This window comes from Psychrobacillus sp. FJAT-21963, from assembly GCF_001420585.1.
Taxonomy (GTDB): domain Bacteria; phylum Bacillota; class Bacilli; order Bacillales_A; family Planococcaceae; genus Psychrobacillus.
The window spans coordinates 268,154-282,309 of record NZ_LJIY01000006.1 but is presented as its reverse complement, the minus strand read 5'-3'; the positions used below and the strand labels follow the sequence as shown (position 1 = coordinate 282,309).

Sequence of the window (14,156 nt, the reverse complement as noted above, 5' to 3'; positions counted from 1 at the left end):
TATTATAATCACTCGGAATCTTTTATTTTTATTAAGGAACCATTTTGCCATTCATATTCAGAAAAATCATCTGCTATAAATACTGGAAAAGAAAAATGATCAACCTGTGCTAACATTTCTTTTATATCTGATGGCATAAATCGCGCACTAATATGATTGATGATTAAATGCTTAGCATTCGCTTCCTTACATACATTTGCAGCATCCAAGATAGTTGAGTGACCATATTCCCTTGCAAGATTAGCCGTTTCATGATCAAACGTTCCTTCATGAATGATAATATCAGAACCATTACTTAGCAAAATAGAATTATCACAAAACCTTGTATCCCCCAAAACAGTTACCTGAAAACCATTCTTTGGTGTACCTGTCACTTGTGCACTCTTCACTATTCGACCATCTTCAAGTTCAATATCTAATCCTGCTTTTAATAACTTTAATAATGGTCCTCTTGGTACACGAAGCGCATCCGTTTTACTGATAAGTAGCTCGGGTGGTAGAGGCTTTTGCGTAATTTTATAACCGAAGCATGGAATGACATGTTCTAGTAATTTTGCTTCCACAATGAATTGCTCGTCCTCAAATACAATCCCTTCCTCTATCTCTATTATCGTTAGTGGATATTTGATATATGTTTTGGAAGTGGTGAGTGTCAACTCTATCCATGCTTTGATACCTGATGGACCATAAATAGTGAGTTCCTCTTCTCCACCAAGGAAAGATCGAGACCCTAGCAACCCTGGGAGTCCATAAATATGGTCACCATGCAAGTGAGTAATAAAGAGTTTCTCTAGTTTTCTCGGTTTAAGAGTAGTTCGTAGAATTTGATGTTGAGTCGCTTCCCCACAATCAAACATCCAAAAAGTTCCTCTTTCTTCTAATAGTTTTAAAACAGTTGATGTTGTGTTGCGTTGTTTAGAGGGCATTCCTGCACCTGTTCCTAAAAATAATAATTTCATCTATCTCCACCTCAACTTCTATTCCATTCATCATAATGTTTGAATAAAATAACTGCAAACTTTTCCAGCTTTATTAAGTTTTCGTTACATTAAGCTATATCCATAACTTTTTAATCTTATTTCTGTATACTGTTTATTATTATACATATACAAATTATTCGAAAATTTGTACAAGCGACTTAGGAAAAATGAGAATAAGCTACATTATTACTATTGTTAATGCATGTATTTTTTATTTCAGCTAACAATAAATAGACACCTAGAAGGAGCGAACCACCCTTATGAATTTAGATTTATTGTTAAAACCATTAGGTATTACAGTAAGCGACAAGGATCAATCTTTAGTAATTAATGGATTGTCTTTTGATTCTTCCAAGATCGATAAAAATTTCATATTTATAGCAATTGCTGGCACGAATACGGATGGTCACCTATTTATAAATGATGCTATTAAAAACGGCGCGGCTGCAATAATAGGGGAAAAAGATATACAAGATTTAGCTGTACCATACTTTAAAGTCCCTAATGCAAGGAAAGCGTTAGCAGTTTTAGCTAGTACTTTTCACCATAATCCAACTCAAAATAAAATAATGATCGGCATAACTGGTACAAACGGAAAGACAACGACCTCTTATATGCTCAAGCATATTCTTGAATCACATGGTATATCCTGTGCGTTGTTTGGAAGTGTATCAACTGTAATAAATGGATTTGAAAACACGTCTACTCATACGACTTTAGATCCTTTAACTTTTCACCAACTATTATCCTTTAGCCATGATGAGGTTGTGATTATGGAAGTGTCATCCCATGGCTTAACACAATACAGAGTTGAAGGCATTGAATTTGACTATTGTATTTTTACAAACTTAGAACCTGAACACCTTGATTATCACCAAAACATGGAGTCTTACTATTTAGCAAAACAATCCCTATTTGATCATTTAAAATTAAATGGTGTCGCTATCGTAAATTCTGTTACTGAATGGGGCGAAAGATTAAGTTCCTATGTTTCATCTAAAAACAAAAACGTACTAAAAGTTAATGGTAAAGACTCTGCTTTTTTTATTTCTGGAGAAGAGCTATTAACAACTTCAAATTCGGAGACAATATCCTACCCTCTTACAACATGTATGAGAGGTCAGCATAATGTTGAAAATGCCTCTTTAGCTTTTTTAACTTCTATTTCATTAGGTCTTGAACCTTCCTCTATTGTCGAAGCGCTTACTAATTTTGAAGGTGTCCCTGGAAGATTTCAGTTATTCTCTCACCCTTCAGGTGCTAATTTTGTAATAGACTACGCACATACAAGCAATGCTTTTTATCATATTCTGGATACTGTTCATTCTTATAAGCCTCGAAAAATTATACATGTATTTGGATTCAGAGGTAATCGAGATGTCCAGAAGAGAAAAAATATGATTGACATTTCAACAAGCAATTGTGATGTAAGTATACTTACATTCGATGATCTAAATGGTTTAACTCCTGACCAAATGATAAATGAACTAACTCAACTCAATTTACAGAATAAATGCATCGTAATCCCTGATCGTACATTAGCTATTCAACATGCATGGGAACTAGCACATGACCAGGATTGGGTAGTGATTACAGGGAAAGGCATAGAAGATTACCAACAAACGTTCTCTTTACCAACTAAGTCTGATATGGACACACTACATTTTCTAAATCATTCTTTATCCTTCCAAAAGGAGCATTTATAGAATGCTCCTTTACAATTTATGATCATCTAAAAAGTCTTTGCTAAAGCTTGTTTTCGATTCCAAAGAAGGATTCTTTTTTAATTTAATTCCTCTCTTGATCGTGTCTTTTCCGAACTTTTCCTGTAGCTGTTCAACTAGCTTCAAGATTGGTTCTTCTTTAGCATGTTCTTCAAAGTTGAAAATCGATAATTGTTCTACATAATCACCTTTATCATGTACATTATTCACTGTCACACCTAAAAGTCGTATAGCCTCTCCATTCCAAGTAGAGTGAAATAAGGACTTTGCTAACTGATATATCTCACGTTCTTCGAATAGACGGTTCTGAACAGTTTTGCTTCTCGTCTTATTTTTCCAATCAGCATCGCGAATATGAATGTTAATAGACTGTCCAGCAAGATTTTTAGCCTCTAGACGGGAAGCCACTTTTTTGGAGAGTTTCAAAATTACCTTGTTTAGCTCGTCCGGATTGGTTTCATCGTAAGGTAGGGTAGTGGAATTGCCAACGCTTTTTGTATCAAAAACGGAAGTTGGATCTACATCGCGATTATCTACACCATTTGCTCTTTCCAATAGGCGCAAACCGACTTTACCTAATCTTTCTTTAATAACTCCAGTTTCGATAGACGCCAAATCACCAATGGTTTTAATGCCTAACTCTGCAAGTTTGTTTGACGTGCTTTCACCTACCCCATGCATTTCAATAACAGGTAGAGGCCATAGCTTTTCAGCAACTTCTCGTTTACGCAGAACGGTAATACCCATTGGCTTTTTCATATTAGAAGCAGTTTTAGCTAGAAATTTATTGGGAGCTATTCCGATTGAGCTAGGTAAATCCAATTCACTTACCAATCTATTTTGAATGGATTCTGCTAAACTTACTGCGTTTCCTGAAAGATTCAAATCACTTACATCCATATACCCTTCATCAATCGATACAGGTTCCACAAGAGGTGTATATGAACGTAATATATCAAACATAGCTTTAGAAGCAATACGATATCTTTCAAAGTTGGGAGGAAGTAAAATAATCTCCGGGCATTTACGTTTCGCTTCCCAAACGGACATCGTCGTGTAAACACCTTTAGCCCTTGCCTCATAAGAACAAGTTACAAGGATGCCTCTGCGTTCCTTTGGGTTTCCAGCAATTGCGATTGCTTTTCCTTTTAATGAGGGATCATACGCCTGTTCAACAGAAGCATAGAAACTATTCATATCTATATGAAAAATTATTCTATTTTTTCTCTTCAACTAAATACCCCCTTTAAGGAAAAAAAGGCAGCTATAATTAGCTACCTCAGACTGTAGACAAACTCGAATTTATATAAGATAGATCAGATTTTCCGAAGCTTTCTGCTCGCTTTTCGCTGGCGAGCGCCGAGCCGCTTGGTCGCTCTACTCTGAGGGCACTGAAAAAGTCCTCTATGAGATTTCATAACAGTATGTTGGACCCGTTAATTTCCGTTCCAGGCGGACGCTTTCCGCCGGCATGGCTTCAGCCGCTTCCCTTGCTCCTGCGCAAAGCTCGTCGCAAAAATTAATTTCGCTACGCTCAGTCCAGGGTCTTCAGCTCATGCACCTGCCGCTTCGCTTTCGGTGCAGAAAACATTTGCTATTCCGGCTGGAGTCGCCGCCTTCCACTCCAATCAACTATTTTCCGCTTTTGAATTAGAAAACCATTATGTCATTAATAGAGAAGTTTTAATCAATAAAATCTATTCAAATAGTATTAATAGAAAATCGTTGAAAAAGGCGACACTCCTGCGGGAATTGCGTTAGCCGAAGACCCCGCAGCGTAGCGAGGAGGCTAAGGCAACGCCCGCGGAAAGGGAGCCGTTTCAACGATTTTCTTATTTGTCGGACGATTTTATTTAGTGTAAAGTCAAATTCTATAGACTTCTCAGTGCCTTCGCTATGCTCCTGAAGGGTATCGTCTGTCTCGCTTTTCCCGCAGGAGTCGAGCGGAGGCTTTCTCCAAACTTATAGACAAAAATCAAAACTTCAATCTGAAGTAGCTATAATAAGCTACCTACTTCCTCTTTTTTTGCTAATTCTAAATAGGACTGAATATCTTTGATCCCGTCTAATGTTCGAACTAAAATGGATGGTTCAACAATTGTAATCATTCGATTTTCTAAATTTGCAACACCAGTAAAGTACTGTGTTTTTGTATAGTTTACTAAACCAATTTGCTTAATATCTACTGATGGAATATCTAGTATTTCTTTGGCTTCCTTCACTAGAAGTCCAATGGACATATCTTGTGTATACATCGTTATAACTCGTGAAGATTCAAAATCTGCACCATTACGATTATATAAAATTTGCTCAAAATCGATAATTGGCACAAGTTCGCCTCGGATTTTCATTAATCCAATTAAATAATTTGGTAAATGTGGTATTGGATTAATATGCTCTAATTTTTCAATAGAAATAACATGTTCAATAGGTACAGCATAATCTTCATTCCCACATTGAAAGACAACTACTTTCTCACTACTCAATAATAGACACCTCCTGTAAGAATTATTCTGCAGCTACTCTTACAATTTCGACAAGTAAATCTGCAAGCTTTTCTAGCTCTTCTACTGGCATACGCTCGTTAGTTGTATGAATTTCTTCATAACCAACCGACAGTATAACCGTTGGAATACCAAAACCAGCAATTACATTAGCGTCACTACCTCCGCCACTTCTCTTAATATCGGCAGTTCTTCCTATTCTTTCAACTGCTCGTTTCGCAACTTGAACTACATGATGATCTTCCTCAAAGTGGAATCCAGGATACATTAACTGGGTTTCAGTTTCAGCCGAACCACCGTTATTAGCTGCAATCTCAGCAAAAATTTGAACCATATGTGCTACTTGAACATCAAGTTTTTCTTTGTTGATGGAACGTGCCTCGGATAAAATGTGAACTTCATCACAAACGATATTAGTAGCTTGTCCACCTTCAAAACGCCCAATGTTAGCAGTGGTTTCTTCATCAATGCGACCTAGCTTCATTGCTGAAATTGCCTTGGAAGCTAGTGTGATTGCTGATATTCCTTTTTCTGGAGCTACTCCTGCATGTGCAGTTCTACCCTTTATAGTCGTCCAAAGTTTCGATTGGAACGGTGCTGCCGTTACGATACCACCGACAGTTCCATCGCTATCAATTGCATAGCCATATTTGGCTGTTATCATGGATGGATCCATTTCTTTTGCACCAACTAAACCGCTTTCTTCTCCAGCAGTAATAACTACTTGAATATCTCCGTGTGCGATGTTTTCCTCTTTTAATCGTTTGATTGCTTCAAATAGAGCAGCGATTCCTGCTTTGTCATCAGCCCCTAAAATCGTAGTTCCATCTGAATAGATATAGCCATCTTCTTTTAAAACTGGTTGAATTCCTTTACCAGGTACAACTGTATCCATATGAACGGTGAAATATATACTGTCTACTTCTGATTTTTGACCTTTTAAAGTTGCTATTAAATTTCCTGCACCATGTCCATTTCTAGTGTGGGCATCGTCTTGAACAACGGAAAATCCAAGTTTCTCTAATTTATCAATTAAAACAGGTGCTATAATTTCTTCGTGTTTTGTTTCTGAGTCAATTTTAACTAGTTCAAAAAATTCTTCTATTAAACGATTCATCTTGTATTTAGACTCCTTTATAGTGGTATATTTCCATGCTTTTTCTTCGGTCTAGTTTCTTTTTTATTTCGCATCATTTCTAATGCTTGAATAAGTTTAATACGAGTTTCTCGAGGATCAATTACATCATCTACCATTCCCATCGATGCCGCAACATATGGATTCGCAAATTTGGAACGATATTCCTCTATTTTCTCTGCACGAACTTGTTCTGGATCTTTGCTATTTGCAATTTCCCTAGCGAAAATAATATTTGCTGCTCCCTGTGGCCCCATAACTGCAATTTCAGCATTTGGCCACGCATACACTACATCTGCACCAATTGATTTGGAGTTTAACGCAACATAAGCACCACCATAAGCTTTACGTAGAATAACTGTCATTTTCGGGACAGTTGCTTCTGAATAAGCAAAGAGTATTTTAGCACCGTGACGTATTATCCCACCATGCTCTTGTTTAATGCCTGGGAAAAAACCTGTCACATCTTCGAAGGTAATAATAGGAATATTAAATGCATCACAGAAACGAATAAAGCGTGCTGCTTTATCAGATGAATCTATATCCAGACCACCAGCCATTACTTTTGGTTGGTTACAAACAAGACCAACTACTTCCCCTTTAATACGAGCTAAACCGACTACGATATTTTTAGCAAATTCTTTTTGAACCTCTAAAAAAGAGTCAGTATCTACTACTTGCTCAATCACTTTTCGAATATCATATGGACGAATTGCTTCAAATGGGACGATATCAGCTAAATCAGGTCTGTCATCATTTTCACTAGTTACTTCCACTATTGCTGGTTTCTCTTCAAAATTTTGCGGTAAATAACTTAGAAGTAAACGGACACTTTCTAATACTTCTTCTTCCGTTTTCCCACGGAAATGCGCATTACCACTAATTGTATTATGTACTTTAGAACCTCCAAGATTTTCTGCTGAAATCTTTTCACCGGTAACCGTTTCAATCACTTTTGGCCCTGTAATAAACATTTGACTTGTTTCATCCGTCATGAAAACAAAGTCTGTAATTGCTGGAGAGTAAACTGCTCCACCTGCACACGGGCCAAGAATAACGGAAATTTGAGGGATTACACCAGAATAAATAGCATTCCGATAAAAGATTTGTCCATATCCATCTAAGGAAACAACACCTTCTTGAATACGAGCTCCACCTGAATCGTTTAGACCAATAAACGGCGCACCATTTTTTGCAGCTAAATCCATTACATTCGCAATTTTTAATGCATGCATTTCTCCAAGTGCCCCACCGAAAACAGTAAAGTCTTGGGAGAATAAATAAACTGGTCGACCATTAACTTTTCCATAGCCAGTAACTACCCCATCACCTGGGCCTTCCAGCTTGTCCATACCAAAATCAACCGTTCTGTGCTGTATAAAAGGATTTAACTCCACAAAAGAATCTTTATCAACGAGTAAGTCTATTCGTTCTCTTGCAGTGAGTTTCCCTTTTTCGTGTTGCTTTTTAATGCGAGCGTCTCCGCCACCTAATTCAATTTTTCGTTTGCGATCATATAAATCATTAATTTTATCATAAATATCCATATCTTTATTTCGCTCCCCCTGTTTTATCACATAATTCATATAAAACGCCACTTGAAGCTTTCGGATGTATAAAAGCTACTTGTGCCCCATGAGCACCGGCTTTAGGTGTTTCTTGAATGAGCCTTACCCCTTTTTCTTTTAGCTCATTTAAACGTTCTTGAATATTGGATACACCGAAAGCAATGTGATGTATTCCTTCTCCTTTTTTCTCAATAAAGGAATGAATTGTGCTTGTTTCATCTAATGGTTGAAGTAATTCTAGATTTACATTACCACTATCAATGAAAGCAACACGAACCTTTTCAGTAGGAACTTCTTCAATATGTAATAGTTTTAACCCCAGTGTTTCTGTATAATATGGTAGAGTTGCTTCTATACTCTTAACAGCAATACCAATATGATCTACTTTTTCCATTGTCTCACACCCCATATTTTGACTATATAATCTATTGTACATATTTCAATAAGAAAAGCGCAAGCGCATATGTTGCCCCGATAAGCAACGTTCTTCTGCTACGAGCTTTGCACAGGAACAAATGGTGAATGGTAAGGAGGCAGCTTAACAACCACCATTGCCTATAAAGATTTTACCTCGAGGGGCAATGTGCTGAAGACTGGACATTTACTAAATAGAAAAGTTTTGCCTTCTCATCGGTAAATTAAACGCTACCTCTTGTGATTTTTTTCGAATTTGTTAAAATATAAGTAATTGTAAAAGGAGAGAAGTTCATGCGTAATCAAACATTTCGTAAAATCGTAATCTATTTAATGATCTTTGCAATGGTCGCTTCATCACTACTTTTTGGATTAAGCTTTATCTTATAATGTTCATAAAAAAGAGCGGAGGCAATCAATTGCTCCGCTCTTTTCGATGACATTATTAAATTTCTTCGCAGTGCTCTTCAAACAATGCTTGAATATGAGTGATAACTGACATTGGATCATGTCCTTCTATTTCATGGCGACCTACTTCAGCTACTGCCTGACCATCTTTTAATAAAACAAACGATGGAGAAGATGGTAAATGATCTTCACCAAATAGATTGCGGGCTTGTTGAGTTGCTAATTTATCTTGTCCTGCAAAAACTGTTACTAAATGATCCGGTCTTTTATCGTAATGAATTGCGTTTGCTGCTGCAGGACGAGCGATACCTCCAGCACATCCACAAACCGAATTCACCATAACTAGAGTTGTTCCTGGGCGCGCAAAAGCAGAATCAACTTCTTCTGGAGAAGTTAGTTGCTCATATCCACTAGCTTCCATTTCTCCACGAGCCTGCTGAACCATATCATTCATTAATAAATTAAAATCCATCATATTCATATCAAAACACTCCTTTTCAATTAATTTTATATTAGCAGATTATTGCTTAGAATTCGAGGAAAATAACTCTTCAACTGCTTGCGAAACTGTTACTTGCCCATCCCTTACTAAACCTTCTAATTTAGCCATATTTTGTTTTTTATCGGTAGAAGAAAAAAATTCATCATATAATCGATCCACAATCATTGTTTTAAACCAAGCGACTGTTTGTTCTTTTCTACGATTTTGCCAAACATTATTCGAAAGCATTTCTTTCTTAAACGTTTGGATGGTTTCCCATACTGTTTCTAAGCCTGTTTTGTACAACGAAGATACTGCTAAAGCTGGTGTCGTCCAGTTAGGTGTAGCTGGTGCTAAAAAATGCAGGATTTGTTTATATTCCGCAACAGTCTTTTTAGCTAGTTTTTCATTTGACCCATCTGCCTTATTTACTACAATGGCATCAGCCAGCTCCATTATTCCTTTTTTCATCCCTTGCAACTCATCACCAGCACCGGTTAATGCAAGTAGTAAAAAGAAATCTACCATCCCTCGAACGATTGTCTCGCTTTGACCAACACCTACTGTTTCTACTAAAATTACATCGTATCCTGCAGCCTCGCATATTAACATCGTTTCTCTAGATTTCTTATGAACCCCTCCCAATGTACCAGCAGATGGAGAAGGACGAATAAAGGCATTTGGATGTTTTGCAAGCTCTTCCATTCTAGTTTTATCTCCCAGTATACTACCTCCTGTCAAAGAGGAACTTGGATCAATAGCTAGCACGGCGACTTTATATCCTTGGTCACACAGCATTTTTCCAAAAGCTTCGATAAATGTACTTTTCCCTGCACCAGGCACACCTGTAATACCTATACGAATCGTATTTCCCGTATAGGGGAGTAGTTCTTTCAAAAGCTGTTGCCCTATTGTTTGTTGGTCAGCCACAGTGCTTTCTATGAGAGTAATCGTTTTTGCTAAATGTAATCTGGAGCCATTTAGAACTTCTTGAACATATTCTGCTTGATCTACGACAAATGGTTTCTTCTTTGAAAATTTTTTTACAGAAGCTTTTCCCATTCCATCGTGCTGTGACTTTATACCACCCATCACATGCATTGCCGATTGGTTTGTCTTATCCGTTTCAGCCATTAGCCCTCCACTTCCTCATAACCCAATCTTTTATAGATTTCTTCAATTACTTTTTGAGCAGCAACTGGAATTACAGTACCTGGTCCAAAAATAGCTGAAGCTCCGTTTTCACGTAAGAATGCATAGTCCTGTGCAGGTATTACGCCTCCTACTACGATCAATATATCTTCCCGACCAAGCTTAGCAAGTTCCTCTTTCAAAGCAGGAACTAACGTCATATGGCCAGCTGCCAATGAGCTAACGCCAACTACATGGACATCATTTTCAACTGCTTGTTGCGCAGTTTCAGCTGGAGTTTGAAATAAAGGACTAATATCTACATCAAATCCTAAATCTGCAAATGCAGTAGCTATAACTTTTGCACCTCGGTCATGTCCATCTTGACCCATTTTTGCGATTAAAATTCGAGGTCGTCTTCCTTCATTTTCTCGGAAATCTTCAGCCATTTGTTTAACAGCTTCAATTTCCTCGGCATCATTAAAGTTTGCACTATAAACACCACTCACGGAACGGATCACCGCCTTATGTCTTCCTGCTACAACTTCTATGGCATCTGAAATTTCTCCAATTGTTGCACGATATCTAGCAGCAATTACCGCGGCAGCTAGCAAGTTATCGTTTCCAGTTCGAGCAGCTTCGGTTAATGCCAAAAGTGCCTCTTTTACAGCATTTTCGTCACGTTTTTCTTTTAACTGAGCAAGTCGTTCCATTTGCTTTTGGCGTACGACTGTATTATCAATGTTTAATATGTCGATTGCATCTTCTTGTTCTAATCTATATTTGTTTACGCCAATAATTATTTCTTTGGAAGAATCTATTTGTGCTTGCTTTTTTGCTGCTGCTTCTTCTATTTTCATTTTAGGGAGGCCAGTTTCAATAGCTTTTGCCATTCCACCAAGCTCTTCTATTTCTTCAATTAGTGCCCAAGCTTTTTCCATCAGTTCATTTGTCAATGTTTCTACATAGTAAGAACCTCCCCAAGGATCTATAACTTTGGTCATATTCGTTTCTTCTTGTAAGAATAGCTGAGTATTACGCGCTATTCGTGCTGAGAAATCAGTCGGAAGTGCAATCGCTTCATCTAATGCATTCGTGTGTAGGGACTGTGTATGTCCCATTGCTGCAGCATTTGCTTCTACTAATGTTCTTGTTACATTATTAAATGGATCTTGTTCAGTTAAACTCCATCCAGAAGTCTGAGAATGTGTACGTAATGCTAAAGATTTCGGGTTTTTCGGATCAAAACTCGACATCATTTGTGCCCAAATTCTACGTGCTGCTCGCATTTTAGCCACTTCCATAAAATAATTCATCCCAATAGCCCAAAAGAATGAGAGTCTAGGTGCGAAAGCATCAATGTCTATTCCTGCATTCAGGCCCGTTCTTACATACTCCAAACCATCAGCTAAAGTATAGGCAAGTTCAATATCCGCAGTAGCTCCCGCCTCTTGCATATGATAACCAGAAATAGAAATGGAATTGAACTTTGGCATGTTTTTAGCAGTGTAAGAAAAGATATCTGCAATTATTTTCATCGACATTTCAGGTGTATAAATGTATGTGTTACGAACCATATATTCTTTTAAAATGTCATTTTGAATTGTGCCTGCAAGTTGTTCTGGTGTTACCCCTTGCTCCTCTGCTGTTACGATATAAAAAGCTAATATTGGCAGTACTGCACCATTCATTGTCATAGAAACAGACATCTGATCAAGCGGAATTCCGTCAAACAATATCTTCATATCTTCTACTGAATCTATAGCAACCCCAGCTTTCCCAACGTCACCTGTTACTCGTTCATGGTCAGAATCATAACCGCGATGCGTAGCCAAATCAAATGCAACTGATAATCCTTTTTGCCCCATTGCCAAGTTACGTCTATAAAAAGCGTTACTTTCTTCTGCTGTAGAAAACCCTGCATATTGGCGTACTGTCCATGGTTTCGCTACATACATCGTTGGATAAGGTCCACGTGTATTCGGAGCTATCCCCGGAAGATCTTTAATGTGCACTAAATTTTCTATATCTGATTCATTATAAGTTTGTTTTAATTCAATACCTTCGTTCGTCAAAAAGGATATTGATTCATTTTTAAATTGCTTCGTTGTTCTTTCTAGAACTTTTACAATGTTCACATCTGAGTATTTAGGCATTTTCATGTGAAACCTCCTGTTTAGCAAGTGCTAACAATTCATTACCTTTTTCCAGTAGTGATTGTCCAGCATAAATTCTTCCGAAGAGTCCTACTTCTAACCAATCTTCATATTCTTCAAATTTTCCTGCAACATCGATAGGAACAGATAACTTCTCGTTTAATAATGCTGGAACTATACCAGTAGTTTGCTCATCGTTTCCTACAAATACAACATAATCTATGTTCTGTTCATCAATCCACTGTTGCAAATCGAATGGTTTTAAGTTTTCCGGTGCTATCAAAGGTGAAATACCAATTGCTATTAAAAATCCACTTACAAAATCCATTCGAGCTTTGTATTCCTTGAGGATTCCGTATGGGATAATTGCTGTTTTCAAACTGTTTTGAAGGAAAGCTTTTCTCAATAATTCGAAAGGCTCTGCTAGGCGTAAATAATCCGTAGGTTTAATTGGATATTTCAATGAATCATCTGGATTAGCATACACGTTTGTTCCAATGAGAGATTTTTTGCGAGTAGATAAGTTTTCTATTTGCTGATCCCATTTAGCCTCCGCTCTTTCTTTTAACTTTTGATTTCTTTCATTTAATGTATTTTCAGACATTAGCTCTAGAAAGTATGCCCAACTTTTTTCTACTAGTTCATGCGTAAGCTTTTCTATATAGTAAGAGCCTCCTGAAGCATCTAATACTCGATTAATGTGAGTCTCTTCTTTTAGAACTAATTGCATATTACGTGCAATACGTTTTGACGTTGATTTTGCACCAGTCAAATAATCATGTGGATAAGTAGTAATACTGTCTGAACCTCCAAGAACTGCAGAAAGTGCACTATTTCCTACCCGAAGAATATTCACATTAGAATCTAATGCCGAAAATGAACGTAGAGAAGTTTCGGAATGAATAGGAATTGGATCGATATCTAAAATTCCATGTGCTTCTCCAAAGGCTTTCCAAAGAATACGAAATGCACGAAGTTTTGCAATTTCCATAAAGAAATTTGTATCCACAGAAAATTGGACAAAAGCTTTTTCGCTAAGTTTATCTATGTCGATTGAGGCTACAAATGTATCTGCTTGTACTAGAACACTCGCAAGCTCACTTATAGCATCTCCACCTTGTTTGTGAACAGTAGAGGCATCCAAAAAATAAGTTCGAGCATTTGGAAAATCTTTTTCTTTTCCATCTGCACCTTTAATCATTCCATTTAAATCAGTAAAGTTATGTAAAAAAGATGGATTGCTCGTAACATCGAGTAAAACAGTATGTTCCTTAAACAAGAGCTTTAGTTCCTCTAGTTCTGAACCTTCCCAACTATGTTGAGTATCTACTGTAAAAAAAATTATTTCATTACCCTTTGAGATCGACTCTTTCAGGTCCTCTAGTATCTCCTTACTCGTATTACCTGTAACTGCTTGTGCAATCCGCCAGTCAGAGGAACTCTTAGAATCTCTTATAATAGAAGTTTGATTTGAAGGAATATTAGTTAAATCAGCTAAAGTATAAAGCGGTTTCAAAATGATATCTTCCAACGTTTTAGTTGATAAAGATTCAAATGGTTTATTTTTTAATGTTTTAATTGCTGCTTGTTCCCAATCCGTAATTGTAGCAGGATTAAATGTAGTTTCTTTCATTTTTTGAATTGTCATATAATCG

At 37.1% G+C, this 14,156-nt stretch carries 12 protein-coding genes; 2 read left to right on the top strand and 10 right to left on the bottom strand.

The genetic code is table 11. The features are described from left to right. Positions 1–8 precede the first annotated feature (8 nt). Positions 9–959 carry a ribonuclease Z gene (rnz, locus tag AN959_RS14965; RefSeq protein ID WP_056831801.1) on the bottom strand — a complete coding sequence of 317 codons (951 nt, stop codon included), beginning with the start codon at positions 957–959 and terminating at the stop codon, positions 9–11. Between the two features lie 281 nt (positions 960–1,240). Here rnz and AN959_RS14960 point away from each other — a divergent pair, with 281 nt between their 5' ends. Then, positions 1,241–2,686: a UDP-N-acetylmuramoyl-L-alanyl-D-glutamate--2,6-diaminopimelate ligase gene (locus AN959_RS14960; protein ID WP_056831799.1), complete on the top strand. Its 1,446-nt coding sequence runs from the start codon at positions 1,241–1,243 to the stop codon at positions 2,684–2,686. A 9-nt stretch (positions 2,687–2,695) separates the two neighbouring features. Here AN959_RS14960 and AN959_RS14955 read toward each other — a convergent pair whose 3' ends face one another. The 5 genes from AN959_RS14955 to mce form a co-directional block, all read right to left on the bottom strand. Continuing rightward, a complete protein-coding gene (locus AN959_RS14955) occupies positions 2,696–3,937 on the bottom strand; it encodes a DNA polymerase IV (protein ID WP_156350804.1) in 1,242 nt (413 codons plus the stop codon). A 764-nt stretch (positions 3,938–4,701) separates the two neighbouring features. Then, positions 4,702–5,190 carry a chemotaxis protein CheW gene (locus AN959_RS14950; protein ID WP_056831797.1) on the bottom strand — a complete coding sequence of 163 codons (489 nt, stop codon included), beginning with the start codon at positions 5,188–5,190 and terminating at the stop codon, positions 4,702–4,704. 22 nt (positions 5,191–5,212) lie between these two features. Continuing rightward, positions 5,213–6,325 carry a M20/M25/M40 family metallo-hydrolase gene (locus AN959_RS14945; protein ID WP_056831795.1) on the bottom strand — a complete coding sequence of 371 codons (1,113 nt, stop codon included), beginning with the start codon at positions 6,323–6,325 and terminating at the stop codon, positions 5,213–5,215. 17 nt (positions 6,326–6,342) lie between these two features. Beyond that, positions 6,343–7,890 (bottom strand): acyl-CoA carboxylase subunit beta, encoded by a 1,548-nt coding sequence (locus AN959_RS14940; RefSeq protein ID WP_053592086.1) that lies wholly within the window; start codon positions 7,888–7,890, stop codon positions 6,343–6,345. A gap of 4 nt (positions 7,891–7,894) precedes the next feature. Continuing rightward, positions 7,895–8,305: a methylmalonyl-CoA epimerase gene (gene mce / locus AN959_RS14935; protein WP_053588954.1), complete on the bottom strand. Its 411-nt coding sequence runs from the start codon at positions 8,303–8,305 to the stop codon at positions 7,895–7,897. 314 nt (positions 8,306–8,619) lie between these two features. Here mce and prli42 point away from each other — a divergent pair, with 314 nt between their 5' ends. Beyond that, a complete protein-coding gene (gene prli42 / locus AN959_RS21085; RefSeq protein WP_156316738.1) occupies positions 8,620–8,715 on the top strand; it encodes a stressosome-associated protein Prli42 in 96 nt (31 codons plus the stop codon). A 55-nt stretch (positions 8,716–8,770) separates the two neighbouring features. Here prli42 and AN959_RS14930 read toward each other — a convergent pair whose 3' ends face one another. From AN959_RS14930 to AN959_RS14915, 4 genes are read right to left on the bottom strand one after another with little or no spacing between them, the layout of a single operon-like run. Further along, entirely contained in the window at positions 8,771–9,214 is a 444-nt protein-coding gene (locus tag AN959_RS14930; RefSeq protein ID WP_053588953.1) for a BrxA/BrxB family bacilliredoxin, read from the bottom strand. A 39-nt stretch (positions 9,215–9,253) separates the two neighbouring features. Continuing rightward, the gene (gene meaB, locus AN959_RS14925; RefSeq protein WP_056831793.1) at positions 9,254–10,348 is read right to left on the bottom strand and encodes a methylmalonyl Co-A mutase-associated GTPase MeaB; all 1,095 of its coding nucleotides are present in this window, start codon (positions 10,346–10,348) and stop codon (positions 9,254–9,256) included. Next, entirely contained in the window at positions 10,348–12,507 is a 2,160-nt protein-coding gene (scpA, locus tag AN959_RS14920) for a methylmalonyl-CoA mutase (RefSeq protein WP_056831790.1), read from the bottom strand. The genes meaB and scpA overlap by 1 nt, the downstream gene beginning before the upstream one ends. Further along, complete coding sequence (locus AN959_RS14915; RefSeq protein ID WP_056831788.1) at positions 12,494–14,149, bottom strand: methylmalonyl-CoA mutase family protein; 1,656 nt, start codon at positions 14,147–14,149, stop codon at positions 12,494–12,496. The genes scpA and AN959_RS14915 overlap by 14 nt, the downstream gene beginning before the upstream one ends. Between the last annotated feature and the right edge of the window lie 7 nt (positions 14,150–14,156).

What these genes read in the sequence shown, in the direction of transcription:
- rnz (WP_056831801.1), bottom strand. Translation starts at nt 959, where the DNA reads ATGAAATTATTATTTTTAGGAACAGGTGCAGGAATGCCCTCTAAACAA.
- AN959_RS14960 (WP_056831799.1), top strand. Translation starts at nt 1,241, where the DNA reads ATGAATTTAGATTTATTGTTAAAACCATTAGGTATTACAGTAAGCGAC.
- AN959_RS14945 (WP_056831795.1), bottom strand. Translation starts at nt 6,325, where the DNA reads ATGAATCGTTTAATAGAAGAATTTTTTGAACTAGTTAAAATTGACTCA.
- AN959_RS14940 (WP_053592086.1), bottom strand. Translation starts at nt 7,890, where the DNA reads ATGGATATTTATGATAAAATTAATGATTTATATGATCGCAAACGAAAA.
- mce (WP_053588954.1), bottom strand. Translation starts at nt 8,305, where the DNA reads ATGGAAAAAGTAGATCATATTGGTATTGCTGTTAAGAGTATAGAAGCA.
- prli42 (WP_156316738.1), top strand. Translation starts at nt 8,620, where the DNA reads ATGCGTAATCAAACATTTCGTAAAATCGTAATCTATTTAATGATCTTT.
- AN959_RS14930 (WP_053588953.1), bottom strand. Translation starts at nt 9,214, where the DNA reads ATGAATATGATGGATTTTAATTTATTAATGAATGATATGGTTCAGCAG.
- meaB (WP_056831793.1), bottom strand. Translation starts at nt 10,348, where the DNA reads ATGGCTGAAACGGATAAGACAAACCAATCGGCAATGCATGTGATGGGT.
- scpA (WP_056831790.1), bottom strand. Translation starts at nt 12,507, where the DNA reads ATGAAAATGCCTAAATACTCAGATGTGAACATTGTAAAAGTTCTAGAA.
- AN959_RS14915 (WP_056831788.1), bottom strand. Translation starts at nt 14,149, where the DNA reads ATGACAATTCAAAAAATGAAAGAAACTACATTTAATCCTGCTACAATT.